The sequence below is a fragment of the Nonomuraea rhizosphaerae genome, assembly GCF_019396405.1.
Lineage (GTDB): Bacteria > Actinomycetota > Actinomycetes > Streptosporangiales > Streptosporangiaceae > Nonomuraea > Nonomuraea rhizosphaerae.
In genome coordinates this window covers 1-13,357 of sequence record NZ_JAHKRL010000078.1, presented here as the reverse complement: position 1 = coordinate 13,357, position 13,357 = coordinate 1, and the positions used below count along the sequence as shown (strand labels likewise).

Here is a 13,357-nt window from a genome sequence, read left to right as displayed (position 1 = left end):
GGTGGCGGTGCCCTCGACGTGCACGGGCCGCCCGTCGCGGCCCGTGCCGTCGATGACCCAGTCCACGATCAGGAGCGCGACGTCGCCGATGGTGTAGACATGCCGCGGCCGTACGCTGATCGGCACCCCGAGCCCCACGAAACGCCCATTGGCCGCCTCCGCTTCGGCTCCCGTCAGCGGAACACCGGGCTCAGGCACGAACACCGCCCCGCTCTCGTACACCTCCGCCACCGCCGCCGGATCACCGCTGTTGAACCGCTCGGCGAACACCATGGGCACGTCCTCGGGCCGTTCGGCAAGCACCATCACCACATCTCCCGCAGAAGGTAGAAATCACTGAGACGCGGCAACGCTAGGAGGCGCCCTCGTGACTCACCAAACGGTTGGCCACCCGAGCCACCCGCTTCGGCCCGGGCTGCCCGACGACCCCCTCGCCCAGGTCACCGAGCCCACCCCCCACTGCCCGGTGGAGATCACCCTCGCGGCGTTGCGCGGCCGCTGGACGACCCTGGTGATCCGCGAACTCCTCCAGGCCGACCGCACCTTCACCGAGCTTCGCCAGGCGCTGCCCACCCTGTCCGACAAGGTCCTGTCCGACCGCCTGGCCCACCTCACCGAGGCCGGCGTTCTCGACCGCAGCCGCCGGCCCGGCTGGCCACCCCGCACCCACTACAGCCTCACCCCTGCGGGCCGCCGCCTCGGCCCCGTCCTCCAGGCCCTCTGGGACTGGGGCGCCCAGCATCAGCCACCGAGCTGATCGTCCTCACGACCACAACCACGACCACAGCCCCGGCTCGGCGTGGACGTCTCGCCGACCTTAACAAGATCCCCAAGAGGTTCCGCGCGCACTGTCAGCCGGTCACCCGCCCTGCTGCCGCCACTTTCATGAAGGCGCACGACTCCAGCCACCCACGGGCGAAAGGCTCCGCAACCAACAAAAAAGCATCCGCTGCGGAAGTAGCCATCAGCGAACCTTGCGGAAAAACGCCCGGATGTCGCCGACCAGCAGATCCGGAGCCTCCATAGCGGCGAAGTGACCGCCACGGTCGAACTCCGACCAGTGGATCACGTTGTGCTCGCGCTCGGCGACCCGCCGGATCCCGCCGTCACCGGGAAAGACCGCAACCCCGTGCGGAACCTCCGAACGCTCGACCGGCACCCCCCATTGCGCCGACCCCTCCTTGTAGAGCCGGGCGGACGAGGCGGCGGTGCGGGTCAGCCAGTAGATCGTCACGTCGGTGAGCAACTGGTCAAGGTCGACCGCGTCCTCCGGCAGGTCGTGCGCAGGGTCGGTCCACTCCTTGAACTTCTCCGCGATCCACGCCAACTGGGCGGCGGGGGAGTCGTGCAGGCCGAAGGCGACGGTCTGCGGCCGGGTGACCTGAATGATCGCGTAACCGGAACGATCCTGGTCGGCGTAGGCCTCCAGCCGGGCCTGCTCGGCCTCGGTGAGACCCGCCATCTCGGCCGGGTCGAAGGCCGGGAAGCCGAGCGCGCCGTTGACGTGCACGCCCACCACCCGTTCGGGGGCGATGCGGCCGAGGTCGGGCGAGATGACCGAGCCGCTGTCGCCGCCCTGGGCGCCGTAGCGCTCGTAACCGAGGCGGCTCATCAGCTCCGCCCACGCACGGGCGATCCGCCGCAGGTCCCACCCGGTCTCACGGGTGGGCCCGGAGAACCCGAAGCCGGGCATGGACGGGGCGACGACATGGAAGGCGTCGGCGGGATCGCCGCCATGGGCGCGCGGATCGGTGAGCGGGCCGATGACCTTCATGAACTCCACCACCGACCCGGGCCACCCATGCGTGATGATCAACGGCAGCGCCCCGGGCTCGGAGGAGCGTACGTGCAGGAAATGGATGTTCTGGCCGTCGATCTCGGTGGTGAACTGGGGATGGTCGTTGAGCGCCGCCTCGTGCTCGCGCCAGTCGTAACCGGTACGCCAGTACTCGGCCAGCCGCCGCACGTACGAGACCGGAATGCCGTACGACCAGCCGACGCCAGGCAACTCGTCGGGCCAGAGGGTACGTGCCAGCCGGTCGTGCAGATCGTCGAGCGCGGCCTGCGGAACATCGATGCGAAAGGGCTTGATCTGCGTCATGGAGAACACGCTAGAAACGAGTTAGGACAGGATCGTTCCTAGGAACAGGGCAATCTTGACCGCATGGTGGAAACCTCGGCACGGTTGCTCAAACTGCTCTCCCTCCTGCAGACCCACCGGGAGTGGACAGGCGTGGAACTGGCGGAACGGCTCGCTGTGACCACACGGACCGTCCGTCGCGACGTCGGGCGGCTGCGCGAGCTCGGCTACCCCGTGCACGCCACCGCCGGCGCGCCCGGCTACCGGCTCGGCGCGGGCACCGACCTGCCGCCGCTCCTGCTGGACGACGATGAGGCGGTGGCGGTGGCGGTGGGGCTGCGGACGGCTGCCGGAGGCTCGGTGGCGGGGATCGAGGAGACCTCCGTACGGGCGCTGGCCAAGCTGGAGCGGGTGCTGCCACAGCGGCTGCGGCATCGGGTCCACGCGCTGCGGTCGATGACCGTGCCGATGGGGCGGGCCGGTTCGGAGGTGGCCCCGGCGTCCCTGACCGCGATCGCCGCCGCCTGCCGCGACCACGAGACGCTGCGCTTCGACTACCGTACGCACGACGGACGGGAAAGCGCCCGCGCCGCCGAGCCCTACCGGCTCGTCCACTCGGGATGGCACTGGTATTTGCTGGGCTGGGACGTCGATCGGGCCGACTGGCGCACCTACCGGGTCGACCGCCTGAGCCTGCGGACGCCGAACGGACCCCGGTTCGCCCCCCGCGACCCTCCCGACCCCGACCTACCGGCCTACATGTCCCGGGCGATCTCCAGCGCGCCCTACCGATATCAGGCCCGCTTCACCATGCGCGCCCCGGCCGAGGTCGTCGCCATGCACATGCCGACCACGGCAGGGACGATCGAGCCGATCGACGAACGGTCCTGCATGTTGTCCAGCGGCGCGAACGACCTCGGTGAGCTGGCCGTCTGGGTCGCGCTGCTGGACATCGACTTCGAGGTGCACGAGCCGCCCGAGCTCATCGACCGCATCCGCGCCCTCTCCACCCGCCTCGCCAACGCCACCGCATCCCCCAGCGACTCCCCCTGAGCGAAAGCAGCAGCGGAAGACCGCCTGCGGCGTGCTGGCCCGCGCTTGCCCTGTCGGCCCGTGCTGGCCTATGTCAGCCCGTGCTGGCCTGTGTCGGTCTGTGTCGGTCCGTGTGGCGATGCACCGGGTGGTGACGCGGTCGAGTCCCTCTCGCCCGACCACCACGATGGCGCGTCACCACTCCTCCACCAGCAGGTAAGTTGCGGTAGTGGCCGACGACCTCCCCACAATCCAAGGAACGGTCAACGGCGGCAAGGCACCGAGAATCGGCAACCGGCCCACCACGCGAGGGACGGTCAGCGGCGGCCGGGACTACCGAAAGCCAGCAGCCGCCCCACCATGCGAAGGCCGGTCAGTGCCGGTGAGGCTACCGAAAGTCGGCAGCCGTCCTGCCGTCAGGGACGACGAGGCGGACGCTGACAGTTGACGTCCTGACCACCATCCGGAGATCAGGTCGGCGAGGTCGGACGGTGGTTTTCGGCAGCCTCACCGCCACCTAGGAAGGGTGATGGGGAGCATCCACAGCACCATCCCAGGGTGGTGATAGGTGGCGGCCTCCCCGCAGTCCAGAGGCGGGTGAAATAGGCGGCAGCCTCATCGCCGTCCTGCGGGCGAGCAGGGGGTGGCAAGACCTAGGCTGCCAGATCGCCTCGTCCGGCAGCTCCGCCCCGAGCCTCCGACTCCCCGAGTCTCCGACCCCCATTCGGGACGCGTTCACCTTCCCGGCTCCACCACGCCGTGCTCGTACGCGTAGATCACCGCCTGTACGCGATCACGGCAGCCGATCTTGGCCAGGAGGTTGGCGACATGGGTCTTGACCGTGGAGACACTCACCACGAGTGCCCGGGCGATCTCGACATTGGACAGCCCACTGGCGATGAGCACCAGCGTGTCATGCTCCCGCCGGGTCAGATCGGGCAGCGGCTCGATACGACGTTCGGCCTTGGACGCACGAGCGAACTCGGCGATGAGACGGCGAGTGACCCCCGGCGCGACCAGCCCCTGCCCCGAGGCGACCACATGGACGGCCTCGACGAGTTGGTCGGGTTCGATGTCCTTCAGCAGAAAGCCATGGGCGCCGCCACGGAGCGCGGCGAAGACGTACTCGTCGAGGTCGAAGGTCGTCACGACGAGCACCGCGATCGGTTGCGCGACACCGGGCCCGGCCAACTGCTCCGTGGCGGCGATGCCGTCGAGAACGGGCATGCGGACGTCCATGAGCACCAGATCGGGAACGACCTGCCTGGCGACCCTGACCGCCGCCTCACCGTCGGCGGCCTCACCAACGATCCTGATATCAGGCTCCGACTCCAGAATCGTGCGAAACCCCGCCCGAACAACGGCCTGATCGTCGGCGATCACCACCCGTATGGTCACCTTTCCTCCCAGGTAGGCGCCCCAGAGGCCCAACCCGGCGTGGCAGGGGCCCGACCCGGCGTGGCAGGGGCCCGACCCGGCGCGGTAGAGGCCCGACCCGGCGCGGGGAGCAGCCCTTGCGCGGTAAGGCCCGCCATGGAGCGTGCCGCGGTCACCTCTCTTCCGCTCGGTCGGTGGTCGGAGGGGTGAGTCGGCGTGGTGCGTGCCCTGATCACGTCTCCTCCACGGACGGCCAGGCCGGCGGTACAGGCCAGCGCCGGGCGTGCTGTGGCCACTCCTCTTCTGCCCAGCGGATATTCAGCGACGTGAGCCGATGCAGCGCGGGCTCTGGTCACGTTTGCTCCGTGGGGAAGGTGGCGCTGACCAGCCAGCCGCCGTCGGGCTGTGGACCCACGGTGAGGGTGCCGCCCGCGTGGTGGACGCGTTCGCGCATGCCGAGCAGCCCGTACCCGCTTCCGGAGCCATGCCCGCTCCCACCACCAGAGCGGGAGCCGGAACCGGGAATGGCGCCGGAGCTGGAGGCTGGAGTGGCGCTGGAGGCGGAGACAGAAGTAGCGCTGGAGCCGGAGGTGGAAGAGGTGGCCGGGTGGGCGGGGGCTCTGTTGCGGATGGTCATCTGGAGGGACCCGTCGTGGAAGGCGGTGGTCACGGTGACGGGGGCGCCGGGGGCGTGGAGGCGGGCGTTGGTGAGGGCTTCTTGCAGGAGGCGGGAGGCGGCCAGGTCGATGGTGACGGGAAGCGGGCGGGGCTCGCCGGAGGTCTCGGTGTCGACGGTCATGCCGGTGGCCTGGGAACGCCGGATGGTGTCCTCCATCCGCGCCAGCGTAGGGGCGCGGTCGTCGGGACCGTCGTCCCGCATGATGCCCACGAGGGCGCGCAGTGACGTGAGGGTGTCGCGGCCCTGGGCCCTGATCGCGCGCAGGGTGGCCCGAGCGGCGGCGGGATCTCGGTCGAGCAGCCGGTCGGCGGCGCCCGCCTGGACGACGATCGCGGACAGGTCGTGGGCGGCGATGTCGTGCAACTCCCTGGCGATCCGCGTGCGTTCCTCCATGACCGCCGCCTTGGCGCGTTCTTCGCGCTCGCGGGCGATCTGCGCCGCCCGCCTGGTCACGGCCGCCCGGCGGGCCTGGACGTAGAAACCGGCGGTGGCGGGCAGGAAGTAGGCGGCTGCGGCGGCGGCCACCATGCCGGTGGTGTCGCCCGGCGTCACGCCCCAGAACGTGAGCAGGCCGCCGTGCTCACCGCCCGCGGCCGTGATGGCCAGGCCACCCAGGACGTGGACTGCGGCGCACGCGCCGATCACCAAGGTCGCCCTGGTCTGGGAGAGAAGAGTGGCCACCGTGTAGGCGCACACCACGACGCCCACGCCGAGGAAGGCGGGGCGGGTGGGCAGCGTGGCGCCCAGAAGCGGGATGACGGTGGCGACGGCGAGAGCGAGCACCGGTCGGCGCCGGCGAACGGCGATCGTGCCCAGATCGACCGTCGCCAGGAGATAGGCGACCCCGACCGCCCAGACCGGGAACAGGGTGAGCAGGCCGTTCCGGATGGCGGGCACCAGACGGGCCAGGCTGAGGGCGATGAGAGCGGCGGCGGCCAGCGTGTCGCGGCCTTCCGGCGTGCGGACCCCCAGCCGGGCCGTCGCCTTGGTCCACGTCCTCATGTCGCTCCGCGAGCTCCTCCGGCGTTCGCGGCGCCGCCGATCGGCAGCATCCGCCAGTATGTGACGCACCGCCAGGCCCACTCGAGCGGACCGTAGCCGAACCTCCGCAACCACAGACTACTCACGACGGCCTGGACGACGAGGATGGCGACGCCCAGAGCGACCGCCGTGGACCAGGCGGCGGAACCGCGCAGGCCGAGTGCCGTACCGATCGGGACGAACAGTACGGCCGCGCTGAAGTAGTTCGTCAGCGCCATCCTGCCCATGGGGGCCAGGACCCAGGACAGCGCGTGACCCGCCCGCGTACGGAGCAGAAGCAAGAAGAGCGCCAGGTAGCAGCAGGCCATCGCCAGCGAGAGCATCATGCCGAGCCGGATCTGGGCCGGATCGGGCAGGGGCAGCATGATCAGCCAGTACGTCACCAGGCCGGTGACCAGCGCCGCGGCCCCCAGGATCAGGAGATGTCTCCGGCGGCCGTCGAGGCTCTCAGGCACCCGCATGTCGGCCAGCGCGAACCCGAGCGCGAACAGCCCGGGCAACAGCCCCAGCCCTCCGACCCCGGCGAGCACCCCCGCCACCGTCAGTGACACGGCCACGGTGAACAGCGCCCGCCCCCGCAGATAGCTGAGCGGCAGCAGCACGACCAGCCCGGTGATGGCGAACGGCAGCAGCACCTCACCCGGCTGCAACAGGTGCAGCACGCCGCCCAGGACGGCGAGTGCGGCGAAGCGCCGCAACAGGAACACCCGCGGACGCGTGGACCGCTTGGCGGCCGAACGCAGGAAGATGCCGAACCCTACGCCGAACAGCAGGTAGAAGATGGGATAGAAGCGCCCGAGGAAGAAGATGCGCAAGGGGTCGGGCAACTGGCCCGCGTACGTGAACATTCCCATGGTCTGGGGGATGTTGATGAAGATGATCCCGCACAGCGCGAAACCGCGGAGCGCGTCGAGAGCGGAGATCCGGTTCTTCGGCGTGACGGGGGTCTGCGTCGTCGTGGGGGAGTCGGGCATGGTCAACATGTTGAGGTGCGGCGGGTCCCGGCCGCTTCGGGCGCGTGGCCATGATTGCCTCGGTCGCTGGGCCCAGTCAGGAAGCGTCTCGCTCATCCGGAGGGCCCAGTCTCACAACCTCGCGTACCGACTCCTCCCTGCTCAAGCGCCCGCCGCCCCACGCCATGCCCACGCCATGCCCACGCCATGCCCACGCCCACCTGCTCCCGCGCCCACCTGCTCCCGCGAGATCCCCTCCAGAGCCGCTCAGCCAGGCTCGGCGATGCTCAGCTCCGGATCGGCTGCCTGGCGAATCGGCGATCCAAGCCGGCCGCCGGGGATTGTCCCTGCCGGGGTGTAGAAGTGGACGCGTGAGAACGCAGCTGACCTGGTCCAAGATCCTCGCCTGGCGCCTGAGCAGGCAGTTCGTGAGCGCGGGTGACGGCCCTGACGCGGTGGCCGTCGCCCGCAGGTTGTGCGGGGTGCAGGCGCAGGTGGCCTCGTCGGCTCACCTGGCCGTCGCGGTGCGCTCCGACCGGCCCGGTCGCGACGAGATCGACCGCGATGACATCGACCGCGATGACATCGATCGCGACGAGATCGATCGCGACGAGATCGATCGCGACGAGATCGATCGCGACGAGATCGATCGCGACGAGATCGACCGCGACGAGATCGACCGCGACGAGATCGACCGCGCCCTCTGGCAGGACCGTACGCTCGTCAAAACGTGGATCATGCGAGGCACGCTCCACCTCCTCCCCGCCGACGAGCTGCCCGCCTACTGCGCGGCGCTGAGCACGTTGCGCACGTGGGAGAAGGGCTCGTGGCAGCGCGGGCACGGCGTCACCGCGGCCGAGATCGGCGCGGTCATCGAGGCGGTGCCGCAGGCACTCGACCCCGGCCAGGCACTGACCCGCGAGGAGCTCGTGGACGCCGTCGTGAAGGTCACCGGCGACGCGCACCTACGCGAGGCGCTCACCTCGGGGTGGGGCGCGCTGCTCAAGCCGCTGGCCCGCCTCGGCGAGCTCTGTTACGGGCCGCCGCGTGAGGGGCGGGTGACGTTCACGTCGCCGCGCCGCTGGCTGTCCGGCTGGCCCGGTGAGCTGCCGACGTACGAGGAGGCCGGGGTACAGGTGGCACGGGCGTTCCTCGGCGCGCACGGGCCGGCGACGCCGGAGATGTTCGACACGTGGCTGTTCGGCGGGGTGGCGAAGAAGGCGGTGCTCAAAGGGTGGTTCCAGGAGCTGGCGCCCGAGGTGACCGAGGTGGAGGCCGACGACGGCCGTACGCTGCTCGCGCTCACCGAGCATCTGGACGGTCTCGCCGTCGCCGAGCCGTCCGAGGCCGTGCATCTGCTGCCCGGCTTCGACCAGTACATCCTGGGTGCTCCCCGCAACCTGGAGCCGCTGCTGCCGGCGGCCGCCAAGCCCAAGGTGAGCCGTCAGGCGGGCTGGATCTCGCCGGTCGTCGTGCACCGGGGGCGGGTCGCCGGGGTCTGGGAGGCCAAGGACGGGCAGGTCACGCTCGACCTGTTCGATCCCGTGCCCGAGAAAGAGCTCGACAGAGCGGTGGCCCGCGTCCGAGCCCTGCTTTGAGGAGATCGGTTTGCGAGACGAGGAGATCGGTTTGCAGGACGAGGAGATCGGTTTGCGAGACTGGGGCCCATGACTCGCCCCTTCCGCCAAGTTGACGTTTTCACCGCCACGCCGTACCAGGGGAACCCGCTCGCGGTGGTCCTCGACGGCGATGGCTTGAGCACGGAGGAGATGCAGAAGTTCGCCAACTGGACGAACCTGTCCGAAACCACATTTGTCCTGCCGCCCACCGAGCCGGGCGCCGACTATCGGGTACGGATCTTCACGCCCTCGACCGAGCTCCCCTTCGCCGGACACCCGACGATCGGCAGCTGCCACGCCTGGCTGGAGGCCGGGAACGTCCCCAAGGAGCAGGACACCATCGTCCAGGAGTGCGCCGCCGGGCTGGTGACGCTACGCAGGATCGAGGCGGGGCTGGCCTTCGCCGCGCCTCCGCTGCTGCGTTCCGGCCCGGTGGAGGAGCCGCTGGTCGAGCGCATCGCCGGGATGCTGGGCATCGCCCGTGACGAGATCGTCGACGCCGAGTGGGTCGACAACGGGCCCGGCTGGGTGGCGGTGCTCCTGAACAGCGCCGACGCGGTGCTGGCGCTGCGTCCCGGCACGGTGGACCTCGACCTGGGCGTGGTGGGACCGTACCCGCCGGGGTCGCCCTGCGCGTTCGAGTTGCGGGCTTTCCTCCCGCTTCAGGGCAGTACGGTCGAGGACCCGGTGACCGGCAGCCTGAACGCTTCGGTGGCCGAGTGGATGCTGCGCACCGGGCGCGCCACCGCCCCGTACGTGGCCGGTCAGGGCACGGTCCTGGGCCGGGCCGGCCGGGTGAGCATCGCGACGGACGACAACGGCGCGGTGTGGGTGGGCGGCTCCGCCGTCACGTGCGTCACGGGGGAGGTCGAGCTGTAACCACCGCGAGGGCGAGCCGTCAGTGGCGCGCAGGGGGCAAGGCCGCCGCCTGGGCGGCTTCCTGTGGAGTCAGCCGTCCGCCCTGCTCGAAGGCCTCGGTGAAGGCCGCCTGTCCCAGGGCGGCCGTAGCAGCGGCCGTGATCCGGTCGACGTCGCCGCGCTCGGCGGGCGGCAGCGGCGCGCCCACGCTGCGGCGGGCCGCGTCCGCCGCGCCGAGCAGCAGAGCCGCGCACTTCGCGCGGTCCCCGGAGAGCGACGCCGCACCCGCCAAGCCCTCCAGGGAGAGGGCCAGGGCGCGCGGCTCCCCGATGGCGGCGGCGATCTCCAGGCCGTGGAGGTGGTGCGCCGTGGCGAGGGCCTGGTCGCCGCGCCGCTCGGCGACGAACCCCAGCTCCGCGACCAGCAGATGCGCGCCCACCGGTGAGGACGTGTGCTGGTCGCGGAGCAGGATCAGGTACTTCTCGGCCGCGTCGAGGTCGCCGGAGCGGCGGGCCCCGAGGGCGAGACCCATCACCGCGTGCACCTCGCCGTTGACGTGGCCCTGTTCGACGGACAGTCGCCGCGCCCGTTCGTGCAGCTCACGGGCCCGGTCCCAGTCCTGGGCGAGCAGGGCCAGCCGGCCGAGCCCGGAGTGCCGCGCGGCCACCTCCGTCACCAGCCCCAGCTCCTCGGCGACACGCAGCCCCTCGTCCTGGAGCCGCGCGGCCTCCGCGTAGTCGCCCTTGATCTCGGCGAGCGTGGACAGCGGGGACACCGACTGCAGCTCGCCCCAGCGGTCCCCGGCCTCGCGGAACAGCTCGGCGCTGCGCAGGCCGTCCCGCTCGATCCCGGCGAGGTCACCCTGGATCAACGCGTACGTGGCGCGCAGCGCGAGGGCGGCGGCGGTGCCCCACGGGTCGCCGGACAGGAGGCCGAGGGCGCGAGTGTTGCAGTATTCGCTGGTGGTGGGGTCACCCGCGTTGTACAGGGCGTACGCGTACAGCCACATCGCCCGGCCACGCCGTACGGGATCCTCGATCGACTCGAACGGCGGAGCCGGCTCGGACAGATCGCCGGTGAGCAGCGCGAAGGCGCCTCGCAGGACGCGGAGTTCAGCGGCCTCGGGGGCGACGGCGAGCACCGCTGACAGGGCGCGGCGGCCCTCACCCAGCCGGCCGCGCAGCAGCCACCACCAGGAGAGGGCGGTGGCCAGGCGCACCGCGTCCGTCGCAGTGGCGGTCTTGTGCGGAGCTGGGCGCAGGTGGGTGGTCTCGTGCAGGTTCGTGCGCAGGCGGGTGGTGTCGTGCAGGGCCGTGCGCAGGTTGGCGGCTTCGGTGTCGAGGCGGGCGAGCCAGGTGCGCTGTTCCGGGCCGCGAAGGTGCGGCTCCGCGCGTTCGGCGAGGGACAGGTAGTGGCGCAGGTGCCGGTCGCGTACGGCGGCGGGGTCGTCCGTCTCGGCCAGGCGCTCCAGCGCGTACGCCGCCACGGACTCCAGAAGGCGGTACCGGGGCCCCGCCGCCCCCTCGGCCATCACGACCAGGGAACGGTCGACCAGTTGCGTCACCAGGTCGAGCACCTCCTCACGCGCCACCCCGTCTCCCGCGCACACCGCCTCAGCGGCCTCCAGCGTGCAGCCGTCGGCGTGCACGGCCAGGCGGCCCAGCACGACGCGCTCCGGCCCGCTCAGCAGCTCCCAGCTCCAGTCGATCACCGCGCGCAGGGTCTGCTGGCGTGCGGGCGCGCCCCGCTGTCCCGAGGTGAGCAGCCGGAACCGGTCCTCCAGCCGCGCCGCCACCTCCCGCACGCCGAGGCCGCGGACGCGGGTCGCGGCCAGTTCGAGGGCGAGCGGGATGCCGTCCAGGCGGCGGCAGATCTCCTCCACCGGCGCGCGGGTCCCGTCCAGGGAGAAGCCGGGGGCGGAGGCGGCGGCGCGTTCGGCGAACAGGCGTACGGCGTCGGGCGGGGTGAGCGGCTCGACCACGAACACCGCCTCACCCGCCAGCCCGAGCGGCTCCTGACTGGTGACGAGGACGCGCAGGGCGGGGGCGGCGTACAGAAGCAGCCGGACGAGCTCGGCAGCCGCTTCGACGACGTGCTCACAGTTGTCGAGGACGAGCAGCGTCCGGCGATCCCGCAACGCCGTGACCAGCCGCTCCTGAGGGGACGCGGACATGGCGGCCGGCAAGCCGACGGCAGGGGACGGGGCGGTCGCCGGAGCGGTGGCAGAGGTGCCGGTGCCGAGCGTGCCGGAGGGGGCGTCGTCGCGGATGCCGAGCACGGCGGCGATCGTCTGCGCCAGCTCCGCCACACCGCCGCGCCGACCGGCGAGCTCGACCAGCCACACGCCGTCGCCCACGCTCCCGTCAGCCGCGCCTCCATCGGCCACGCCTCCGTCAGCCGCATGGGCGAGTCGTGTCGCGGCCTCGACCGCGAGCCGCGTCTTGCCGACCCCGCCCGCCCCGGTGAGCGTGACGAGCCGCGCACCGCCGAGCAGCCGGCCGACCTCGTCCAGGGGGCGGTCGCGACCGATCAGCGCGGTGAGGGCGGCCGGAAGATTGGACCGGGGACGCTCACTCCGTCCAGCGCCCAGAACGTCGACACCCGCCCCGCCGGCAACACCTGTCCCGACCCCCGGCACGACAGCGACGCCCGGCACGACAGCGACGCCCGGCACGACAGCGAGGCCCGGCACGGCACCGACGCTCGGCACGACAGTTCCCGGCACCAGCGACGCGTCCTGCCGCAAGATCGCCTGATAAAGCGCCCCCAGCTCCGGCCCAGGATCAAGCCCCAGCTCCTCCGCCAGCACCCCCCGCAACTCCGCGTACGACGCCAGCGCCTCACTCTGCCGCCCCGCCAGGTACAGGGCGCGCATCTGGACCGCCCGTAGCCGTTCCCGCAGCGGATGCCGGGCCACCAGCCCGGCGACCTCCCCGGCGACCATGGCGTGGTCGCCCGCCTCCAGGAGCGCCTCGGCCCGCTCCTCCAGGACGGCCAGCCGCTGCTCGGTGAGGCGTCGCACCGCCGTACGCGCGAACGACGAGTCGGCGAAGTCCGCGTACGCGGGCCCGCGCCACAGCCCCAGTGCCTCGGTGAGCAGCCCGGCCCGCGTCCTGGCGTCGGTGACGGACCGGGCGTCGCCGGCGAGCGTACGGAAGCGGTCCGCATCCACCTCGCCGGAGCCGGAGCCAGACCCGGAGCCGGACCCGGGGACGAGGCGCAGCCGGTACCCGGGCGGCTGATGCACCACCCGGTCCCGCCCGAGAACGGCGCGAAGCTGGGACACCTTGGCCTGCAGGGCGTTCGCGGGGTTGCCCGGCAGCCGTTCACCCCAAAGGTCGTCGATGAGCCGATCGGCCGGGACCAGCCGCCCTTCGTGCGCCAGCAGTACGGCGAGCAGCGCCCTGACCTTGGCCTCGGGAACCTTGACAGGCCGCCCCTCGCTGTCCCAGACCATCAACGGACCAAGCACGCCGAAACGCATAAAAGCACCGTACACACCGCAGAAACCACACCCAGCCGAGCCGATCCCCAGCGCCTCCGAAGCGCCCTAAAGCGCCTCCGAAGCGTTCCCGAAGCGCCCCCCGCCACAGTGATCCCCGTAACGACACATGACCACGCGCCACGGAGCACACCATGACCACCGCAGTGACGTCCCGTCTGCTGACCCCCGCCCGCCTGGGCCCCCTCCACCTCCCGAACCGCCTGGTGGTGGCCC

The 13,357-nt window shown here is 71.6% G+C and carries 10 protein-coding genes; 4 read left to right on the top strand and 6 right to left on the bottom strand.

Annotated features, from left to right (window positions below):
• Positions 1-306: YybH family protein (locus KME77_RS03660; RefSeq protein WP_246609123.1), on the bottom strand; the 306-nt coding region annotated here is incomplete at its 3' end.
• A 61-nt stretch (positions 307-367) separates the two neighbouring features.
• Here KME77_RS03660 and KME77_RS03655 point away from each other — a divergent pair.
• Positions 368-757: a winged helix-turn-helix transcriptional regulator gene (locus KME77_RS03655; protein WP_219461918.1), complete on the top strand. Its 390-nt coding sequence runs from the start codon at positions 368-370 to the stop codon at positions 755-757.
• Positions 758-964: 207 nt separating this feature from the next.
• Here the strand turns inward: KME77_RS03655 and KME77_RS03650 are convergent, their stop codons facing one another.
• Positions 965-2,101, bottom strand: coding sequence for an epoxide hydrolase family protein (locus tag KME77_RS03650; protein ID WP_219461916.1), 1,137 nt, complete (start codon positions 2,099-2,101; stop codon positions 965-967).
• A 63-nt stretch (positions 2,102-2,164) separates the two neighbouring features.
• Between KME77_RS03650 and KME77_RS03645 the strand changes: the two genes are divergently transcribed.
• A complete protein-coding gene (locus KME77_RS03645; RefSeq protein ID WP_219461914.1) occupies positions 2,165-3,133 on the top strand; it encodes a helix-turn-helix transcriptional regulator in 969 nt (322 codons plus the stop codon).
• Positions 3,134-3,847: 714 nt separating this feature from the next.
• Here the strand turns inward: KME77_RS03645 and KME77_RS03640 are convergent.
• The 3 genes from KME77_RS03640 to KME77_RS03630 form a co-directional block, all read right to left on the bottom strand.
• Entirely contained in the window at positions 3,848-4,504 is a 657-nt protein-coding gene (locus tag KME77_RS03640) for a response regulator (RefSeq protein WP_308250531.1), read from the bottom strand.
• A gap of 337 nt (positions 4,505-4,841) precedes the next feature.
• Positions 4,842-6,170 (bottom strand): sensor histidine kinase, encoded by a 1,329-nt coding sequence (locus tag KME77_RS03635; RefSeq protein ID WP_219461910.1) that lies wholly within the window; start codon positions 6,168-6,170, stop codon positions 4,842-4,844.
• A complete protein-coding gene (locus tag KME77_RS03630; RefSeq protein ID WP_219461908.1) occupies positions 6,167-7,183 on the bottom strand; it encodes a DUF418 domain-containing protein in 1,017 nt (338 codons plus the stop codon). The genes KME77_RS03635 and KME77_RS03630 overlap by 4 nt, the downstream gene beginning before the upstream one ends.
• 350 nt (positions 7,184-7,533) lie before the next feature.
• On the opposite strand from KME77_RS03630, the gene KME77_RS03625 reads away from it, so the two are divergent.
• Both KME77_RS03625 and KME77_RS03620 read left to right on the top strand, forming a co-directional pair.
• Entirely contained in the window at positions 7,534-8,760 is a 1,227-nt protein-coding gene (locus KME77_RS03625; RefSeq protein ID WP_308250530.1) for a DNA glycosylase AlkZ-like family protein, read from the top strand.
• 69 nt (positions 8,761-8,829) lie between these two features.
• Positions 8,830-9,660 (top strand): PhzF family phenazine biosynthesis protein, encoded by an 831-nt coding sequence (locus KME77_RS03620; RefSeq protein ID WP_219461906.1) that lies wholly within the window; start codon positions 8,830-8,832, stop codon positions 9,658-9,660.
• 19 nt (positions 9,661-9,679) lie between these two features.
• Here the strand turns inward: KME77_RS03620 and KME77_RS29035 are convergent, their stop codons facing one another.
• The gene (locus tag KME77_RS29035) at positions 9,680-13,111 is read right to left on the bottom strand and encodes an AfsR/SARP family transcriptional regulator (protein ID WP_308250529.1); all 3,432 of its coding nucleotides are present in this window, start codon (positions 13,109-13,111) and stop codon (positions 9,680-9,682) included.
• Positions 13,112-13,357 lie beyond the last annotated feature (246 nt).

Excerpts from the sequence above, each read along its gene's own strand:
- KME77_RS03650 (WP_219461916.1), bottom strand. The coding sequence starts at position 2,101 with ATGACGCAGATCAAGCCCTTTCGCATCGATGTTCCGCAGGCCGCGCTC.
- KME77_RS03645 (WP_219461914.1), top strand. The coding sequence starts at position 2,165 with ATGGTGGAAACCTCGGCACGGTTGCTCAAACTGCTCTCCCTCCTGCAG.
- KME77_RS03635 (WP_219461910.1), bottom strand. The coding sequence starts at position 6,170 with ATGAGGACGTGGACCAAGGCGACGGCCCGGCTGGGGGTCCGCACGCCG.
- KME77_RS03630 (WP_219461908.1), bottom strand. The coding sequence starts at position 7,183 with ATGCCCGACTCCCCCACGACGACGCAGACCCCCGTCACGCCGAAGAAC.
- KME77_RS03620 (WP_219461906.1), top strand. The coding sequence starts at position 8,830 with ATGACTCGCCCCTTCCGCCAAGTTGACGTTTTCACCGCCACGCCGTAC.